Genomic DNA, 5,220 nt, shown 5'->3' on the forward strand with positions numbered 1-5,220 from the left:
TGGGCGCTCTCAACGTTCTACGGGCCGGGCTGGTCCGTCGCGAAGCTCAACCGGCTTAGCGAGAAGCCACCCCGTTTACGGGGTGGAGGAGTCACCGTCGCAGCCTAGTAGTCACATGATCCGCCGGACAGGCCGTAACCCACGTTCACGACGGCCATGCTGACCTCAGCTCCCATTCGGCGGGTTCCCCGCGTTTCCGCCGGACGGCATGGACGGCGCGCGTCGGCGGCCGGAAGCACAAGTTCCCTCCGTGAATGCACCAAACGGCGGAACTCGCCATCGGGCGGCGCCTGTGATCGGTCGCTTCCGGCTCACCACCACTCTCGATGGGCGCGGCACGCACGCCTGTTGTCATCCCGATGCCGCACATGTTTCACCCGGGTGGACCGTGTGGCCGGGCCCGGACGGACGGATGCATGAACGCTGTGTACCGAATGCCCCAGCAGAAAGTGAGATTGACATGGCAGTCTCTACGGTCCGTGGCTCCGGGCGCCGAATACGGCGTTTCCCCCTCGCGGTGATGGGGTGCGCCGTTGCCGCCCTGTGCGCGGGCACAGTGGCCCCGGCCACCGCGGACGGTGGCACAGCCGGTACCGGCGGCCTGAAGCCCACCATCGTGCTGGTGCACGGGGCATTCGCGGACGGCTCCAGTTGGAACGAAGTCATCGAACGGCTCGAGCGTCGCGGCTACACGGTCAAGGCCCCGGCCAACCCGCTGCGCGGACTGTACAGCGACTCCATGTACATCGCCTCCGTGCTGAAGAGCATCAAGGGCCCCATCGTGCTGGCCGGGCACTCCTACGGCGGGGCCGTCATCAGCACGGCGGCGGCCGGCAACTCCCAGGTGAAGTCCCTGGTGTACATCTCGGCGCTGATGCCCGACGTGGGCGAGAGCGGCATGTCGCTGGGGGCCCGCTTCCCCAGCGCCCTCGGCACCGCCACCACGTCCGTGCCCTACCAGGCGGCCGGCGGTGTCGGCGGGACCGACCTGTACCTCAAACCCGACAAGGTTCACCCGGTCTTCGCCGCCTGCCTGCCTGCAAGCGAAGCGAACCTGCTGGCGGTCACCCAGCGACCTGCGGCCACCACAGCGTTCTCGGAGAAAGCCAAAGTCGCGGCGTGGAAGGACATACCGTCCTGGGCCCTCGTCGGCCGGCAGGACATGACCATCAATCCGGAGCAGGAACGCTTCGAGGCCAAGCGCGCCCACTCCCACACCGTGGAACTCGACACCTGCCACGTGTCCCTGATCGCGCAACCCGGCGCCGTCGCCAACCTCATCCTCGAGGCCGCCACCGCCGGCGAGTCCGCGGGCCCGACCCTCGCAAGCACCGGTACCGCGGGACGCACCAAGGCCGACACCACACTCGGTGCCATCGCCGTCGCGTGCCTGGCCTCCGGCTCGGCAGTCGTCCTCCTCGGCCGCCGACTGCGACGCCACACGTGCTGACAGGCACGAAGACCCACGGGGGCTGTCCGACCCAGAGGCCACAGCCGCAGGCGCGGCCGGCGTCGGCTCGCTGCGTGGCAGTTCACCCACGATCTGGCACGCCGTGGTGATACGGGCCAGCTCCCGCTCGTACGCCGCCAGCAGAGCCGTGATCCGCTCCGCCTCCACCCGAAGCCGCTCGGCCTCACTGCGGCAGGCCGCTTCGCGCTCCAGCAGCAGCCCCAGCACCTCGTCGCAGCTCATCCGACCTGCCTCTCACGCCAGCTGATCGACCCAGCTACCGCAACGAGGCGGCCACTACGGAGTAAGCGTCAAATCCTGTGGATCGAGCGAGGTTGCGCGGTGTGGCTGCCGTGGATGGAGTTACGGTCGGCTGGGGGTCTGGTCGGCCGTGACTTGCACTACGAAGCGTCTCAGTGCGTGCGGATTCCGAAGCACGTGCAGGTTCGCATTACCGGCGTGGGTCGCGATCGCCGCGAGGAGGAGCGGTCGGCTCCGGCGTCGGTAGGCCCATACCCACCGCCAGAAGTCGGCGCGTTCCCGCGAGCGTCGGATCGTTCGCCAGGCGCAGCGCCAGAACGAGAAGTCCAGCAGGATGACGGTGTCGGCCGTTTGGAGCCGGATGTCGGGGACGTCGTAGGGCCCGAGGTCGCCATCCATGATCCAAGTTTCGTCTCGGACGAGTTCACGTTGGACGGCGGCCCACTGATCGGGAGGAGTCGCTTCAAGGCCGGGTCGCCAGAAGTGCTTGTCCAGCTCGAAGACGGGAAGCCCGGTGATTGCGCCCAGGCGGGCTGCGAGGGTTGACTTCCCTGAACCGCCACGCCCGAGGATCACGACTCGCTTCATGGCCGCCATAGTTCCAGGTCGGTTCTGGGACGCCTACTTGTTAACGGTGTGCAGCAGGTTGGTGTCATGTTGCAGCGGCCTCGGGCCGTTCGACGAGGTGGGGTGCGGTGATCGCGCGCCAGCGGGCCTGGGCGGACTCGACGAGCTTGAACACCATGGCGAGGGCTGCGGCGGGGCTGCCGGAGCTGCGGGTGACCTTGGTGCGGAGCTTGGCGGTGGCGAAGGTCGACTTGATGGGGTTCGTGGTCCGCAGACACCTCATGATGCCAACGCGTCAAGCTGCGGCGGCGAGTTCGGTGGGGAACGCCGTGTTCTCGTCGAACAGCTTGCGGTGCTGGAGACAGTGAGAGAGTTGTCCGATCATGCGGTTGAAGGGGTTCCTCTGGGCGGCCGCGTGCCAGTTTCCGTGCTCGCGGCGTCGTCGGTAGTGGGTGTTGGCCCCGGCGGATGCCCGCAGTGAGGCGAAGGCCCGGAGGTAGCCGGCGTGGTTGAGGCGGTCGTTCTTCACCCAGCGGCTGGTGATGGACGACTTCTTGCCGGAGGCCCGGGTGATGGGCGAGGAGCCCGCGTGGGCCTTCAGGCCGCGGGCGTCGGTGAAGCGTGTGGGGTCGTCCCCGATCTCAGCCAGAATCCGGGCGGCGAGCTGGATCCCGAGCCCGGGGAAGCTTAGCAGGATCTCGGCGTCCGGGTGCTGAGGGAACGCATCTTCCACCGCCTCGGCGAGATCATCGGCGGCGGTGCAGGCGGCCTCCAGTTGAATGAGCAGGGCGAGCGTCTGCTTGCCGAGGGCGTCCTCGACAAGGGGCGGCTGGTGGGCCCAGTCGGCGCGGAAGACGTCACGGAGGCGGTCGGCCTCCGCCGTGATGCCGCGCTTGCGGCCGGCCCGCTTGAGGGCGGCCTGGAGCTGGGTGCGGGTCAGCCGCGCGGCCCGCAGCGGGGTCGGTGCGGCCTTGAGGAGCTCGCGGGCCTCGGGGCGGCAGCCCGTGCAGGTAGAGCAGCGGCAGTACCTCGCTGACCTTGGGCGACTTGCGGCACCTCGGCGGCAGGATCTTCGAGGAGAACCGCATCCGCTGGCCGGTGGACGCGTCCATTCGCTTGTCGTTCACGCGCGGGGCCGTGACCTCGACGGGACCTGCGGCGGTGGTCACGGTGCGGGGCCGGTGGTGGCCGTTGCGGACCACCAGGCGGCGCCCGGCCTCGTCCGTCTCGGCGGCCAACTCGGCTATGTACTTGTTGACTTCGGCTTCCAGCGCGGCGGCGAGCATCCGACGGGCGCCCTCGCGCACGATCTCGTCCATCAGGGAGCCGGACTCGGTCGAACCGTCGGCGGTCACTACGCTGAGCAGTCGGGTAGCTCCGGGGCATTGCTGCACCGGAGCCCCCTCAGAACCGGACGTGCGAGTCATCCCCGCATCCGGCTCAAGCTGGCCTGTGGCTGCCGGTTGGTGTCGTGCTTCCGGTCGCCAGCGTGTGGCGCCTCCCCCTGGGTGGTGGACACCCTGCACGCCGGCTCCGGTGGGGGTCGGGAGAGGGTGACCGATTATGGTGATGAAGGTCTATTCGCCCGAGTTCAAGGCTGATGCTGTGGCCTTGTTCAGCTCGGACCCCGATCTCACGATCGCGCAGACCGCGCGTGACCTGGGGATCAATGCGGAGACCTTGCGGAACTGGATCCGTGCCGACCGCGCCCGCGGCGGCATCAGCACCACCAGGAAGAACGTGACCAGCACCACCCGGGCCGACCAGGCCACCGTCGAAGAACTGAAGGCCGAGAACGAGGCCCTGCGCCAGGAGCTGAAGGCCGCGCGCAAGGAGAACGCGACCCTGGCCACCGAGAGGGACATCCTGCGCAAGGCGACGAAGTTTTTCGCCGCCGAGATGAACTGGTGAGTCGCTGCCGCTTCATCGAGGATCACCGAAAGACCTTCAAGGTCAAGCGACTGTGCCAGGTGCTCGAGGTGGCCCGCTCCACCTACTACAAGTGGCGCGAGGCCCGTGCGGCCCGCGCCGCGCGCGAGCGGGCGGACGAGGCCCTGGCCGAGAAGATCAAGACCGTCCACGCCGAATCCGACGGGACGTACGGCTCCCCGCGCGTCACCGCCGAGCTGCGGGACACCCACGGCATGCAGATCAACGAGAAGAAGGTCGCCCGCGTGATGCGCAAGTTCCACATCGCCGGTTTCCGCCTGCGCAAGAAGGTCCGCACGACCGTGCCCGAGCCGTCGGCCACACCAGTGCCGGACCTGTTCAAGCGGGACTTCACCGCGCCGGCGCCGAACCTGAAGTACATGGGCGACATAACCTATCTCCCCGTCGCTGACGGCGAGTTCCGCTATCTGGCCACCGTCATCGACTGCTTCTCGCGCCGCGTGGTCGGCTGGTCGATTGCCGATCACATGCGCACCGAGCTCGTCGCCGACGCGCTGAAGATGGCCCACGCCACCCGCGGCAACCTCAACGACGCGATCTTCCACAGCGATCACGGAGCGCAATACGCATCCCGGGAATTCGCCGATCTCTGCACCGAGTTGGGCGTCACCCAGTCCATGGGCGCCGTCGGCACGAGCGCCGACAACGCCGCCTGCGAAAGCTTCCACGCCTCCATGAAACGGGAAACACTCCAAGGCGCGCGGTGCTACGACGGCCCCGGTGACTGCCGTCGCCGCGTCTTCCGCTGGCTGACCCGCTACAACACCAGGCGGCGCCACTCGACGAACGGGCAGCTCAGCCCCGTCGCCTACGAGCACTGCTACGAGCAACTGTCGACTACCATGACACTCGCCGCATAACCACATGAAACGTGTCCACCATCGCGGGGGAAGGCCCTGTGCCTGGCGATGACAGGTCGTGTGGATCAGCTCCAGGTTGCTCGGGTGGTCGCTGCCGCCCTTGCTGCGGTAGGTCAGATGATGCACGTGGAT

General features: G+C 68.1%; 3 protein-coding genes and 4 pseudogenes. 2 read left to right on the plus strand and 5 right to left on the minus strand.

What is annotated here, in order from left to right; translation table 11 throughout:
* Positions 1 to 460 precede the first annotated feature (460 nt).
* Complete coding sequence (locus ACFYXB_RS45455; RefSeq protein WP_389591361.1) at positions 461 to 1,450, plus strand: alpha/beta fold hydrolase; 990 nt, start codon at positions 461 to 463, stop codon at positions 1,448 to 1,450.
* Positions 1,451 to 1,813: 363 nt separating this feature from the next.
* Here ACFYXB_RS45455 and ACFYXB_RS45460 read toward each other — a convergent pair whose 3' ends face one another.
* The 4 genes and pseudogenes from ACFYXB_RS45460 to ACFYXB_RS45475 all read right to left on the minus strand — a co-directional run.
* The gene (locus ACFYXB_RS45460; protein ID WP_389591362.1) at positions 1,814 to 2,308 is read right to left on the minus strand and encodes a hypothetical protein; all 495 of its coding nucleotides are present in this window, start codon (positions 2,306 to 2,308) and stop codon (positions 1,814 to 1,816) included.
* Between the two features lie 55 nt (positions 2,309 to 2,363).
* Positions 2,364 to 2,552: pseudogene (locus ACFYXB_RS45465) on the minus strand (IS256 family transposase); the annotation flags it as partial.
* A 21-nt stretch (positions 2,553 to 2,573) separates the two neighbouring features.
* Positions 2,574 to 3,275: pseudogene (locus tag ACFYXB_RS45470) on the minus strand (transposase); the annotation flags it as partial.
* Between the two features lie 58 nt (positions 3,276 to 3,333).
* A pseudogene (locus ACFYXB_RS45475) lies at positions 3,334 to 3,705 on the minus strand (transposase); the annotation flags it as partial.
* A 136-nt stretch (positions 3,706 to 3,841) separates the two neighbouring features.
* Between ACFYXB_RS45475 and ACFYXB_RS45480 the strand changes: the two are divergent.
* A protein-coding gene (locus ACFYXB_RS45480) for an IS3 family transposase (RefSeq protein WP_389591363.1) occupies positions 3,842 to 5,088 on the plus strand; the annotation gives its coding sequence in 2 pieces (ribosomal slippage) (positions 3,842 to 4,163 and positions 4,163 to 5,088; 1,248 coding nt in all).
* Positions 5,089 to 5,142: 54 nt separating this feature from the next.
* Here ACFYXB_RS45480 and ACFYXB_RS45485 read toward each other — a convergent pair.
* A pseudogene (locus tag ACFYXB_RS45485) lies at positions 5,143 to 5,214 on the minus strand (hypothetical protein); the annotation flags it as partial.
* Positions 5,215 to 5,220 lie beyond the last annotated feature (6 nt).

It is taken from the genome of Streptomyces sp. NPDC002619, assembly GCF_042889305.1.
Classification (GTDB): Bacteria; Actinomycetota; Actinomycetes; order Streptomycetales; family Streptomycetaceae; genus Streptomyces.

Excerpts from the sequence above, each read along its gene's own strand:
- ACFYXB_RS45455 (WP_389591361.1), top strand. The coding sequence starts at position 461 with ATGGCAGTCTCTACGGTCCGTGGCTCCGGGCGCCGAATACGGCGTTTC.
- ACFYXB_RS45460 (WP_389591362.1), bottom strand. The coding sequence starts at position 2,308 with ATGGCGGCCATGAAGCGAGTCGTGATCCTCGGGCGTGGCGGTTCAGGG.